This window comes from Propioniciclava sp., assembly GCF_036744435.1.
GTDB lineage: Bacteria > Actinomycetota > Actinomycetes > Propionibacteriales > Propionibacteriaceae > Propioniciclava.
The window spans coordinates 18,134-19,520 of record NZ_DAIOIA010000051.1; the positions used below are offsets into that span (position 1 = coordinate 18,134).

General features: G+C 73.7%; 2 protein-coding genes. One reads left to right on the forward strand and one right to left on the reverse strand.

Annotated elements, in window-relative coordinates; genetic code table 11:
• Window positions 1-1,188: amidase family protein (locus V7E09_RS08345; protein WP_324523249.1), on the forward strand; the 1,188-nt coding region annotated here is incomplete at its 5' end.
• 51 nt (window positions 1,189-1,239) lie between these two features.
• On the opposite strand, the gene V7E09_RS08350 is transcribed toward V7E09_RS08345, so the two are convergent.
• A partial coding sequence (locus V7E09_RS08350) for an NAD(+)--rifampin ADP-ribosyltransferase (RefSeq protein ID WP_324523250.1) occupies window positions 1,240-1,387 on the reverse strand: 148 nt, incomplete at its 5' end.

Here is a 1,387-nt window from a genome sequence, read left to right on the forward strand (position 1 = left end):
CACGGCGTCCCCATCGCGATCAAGGACGAGAACGACGTCGCCGGGCTGCCGACGGCCTACGGCGGAGCGGCCTTCACCACTCCGGCCGCCCGCGACGGCGAGATCGTGCGGCGCCTGCGGGCCGCGGGCGCGGTCATCATCGGCAAGACGCGGATGCCCGAGTTCGGGATCTGGCCCTACACCGAGACCAGCGCGAACGGCTACACGCGCAACCCCTGGAACCCGCTGCGCTCCCCCGCCGGCTCCAGCGGCGGTACGGCCACGGCGGTGGCGTCCGGCATGGTCCCTGCGGGCATCGGCGGCGACGGCGGCGGCTCGATCCGGCTGCCGTCCTCGTGGTGCGGACTATTCGGGCTGAAGTGCCAGCGCGGCCGCACGTCGGCGTCGCCTGCCACGCACCTGTGGCGCTCCCTGGGCGTGATCGGCCCGCTGACGCGCACCGTCGAGGACAGCGCCCTAATCTACGACGTCCTCACCGGGAACCTGCCCACCGACGCCTGGACCGCGGACCCGCTGCCGGAAACCCTCACGCAGGCCTATCGCTCCGAGCCTCGGTCGCTGCGGATCGCCGTGACGCACCGAGGCGGGGTCCGGGGGCTGCGCGCCGACGACGAAACCCTCGCCGCCCTCGACGCGACCGCCACCGCGTTGCGCTCGCTCGGCCACAGCGTCACCGAGACGGATCCGCCGTTCCCGAACGTCTCGCTGCCGTTCACCGTGCAGGTCGCCGCCGGCGTGTCCGACGAGGCGGCCCGCGCCGAGCACCCCGCCCTCCTCGAACACCGGACGCGGACGCTGCTGCGGCTCACCGCCCCGCTGCGCGGTCGGGTCGCGTGGGCGGAGAAGGCAGGTATCGAGGCGGGACGCCGCTTCGCGGACACCTTCTTCTCCCGCTTCGACCTGATCCTCATGCCGACCACCGCGTCCGCCGCCGTTCCTGTTGGGCAGCTCGACGGGGTCGGCGCCGTGGCGGCTTCGCAGCGTTCCACCCAGGAATCCGGCTTCACCGCCCTGTGGAACGTGCTCGGCAATCCGGCCGCGGCGATCCCGTCCGGGTTCTCGCGCGACGGCCTCCCGCTGAGCGTGCAACTGGTGGGCGGCCCGAACGCCGAACCAGACCTGATCCGGGTCTCGGCGCAACTGGAGCGCACCCGGCCCTGGGCCGACCGGCGGCCGCCGATCTCCTGAGGCGCCGCGCGTTCTCGCCGTTGACCGGTCCGGCGCTCTGCGGGCTCTCGGTCAGTTGATGATCTGGGCGTCGGGGTTGGCGCGCAGGGCTGCGATGCGGTCGCGCCAGTCCTGCAGCGCCTCGGGGGTGAGCCGCTCCCAGTCCGTCACCTCACGGACCACCCGCAACGGCTCCCGGGTGCGGTAGGAGCGGGTCGGG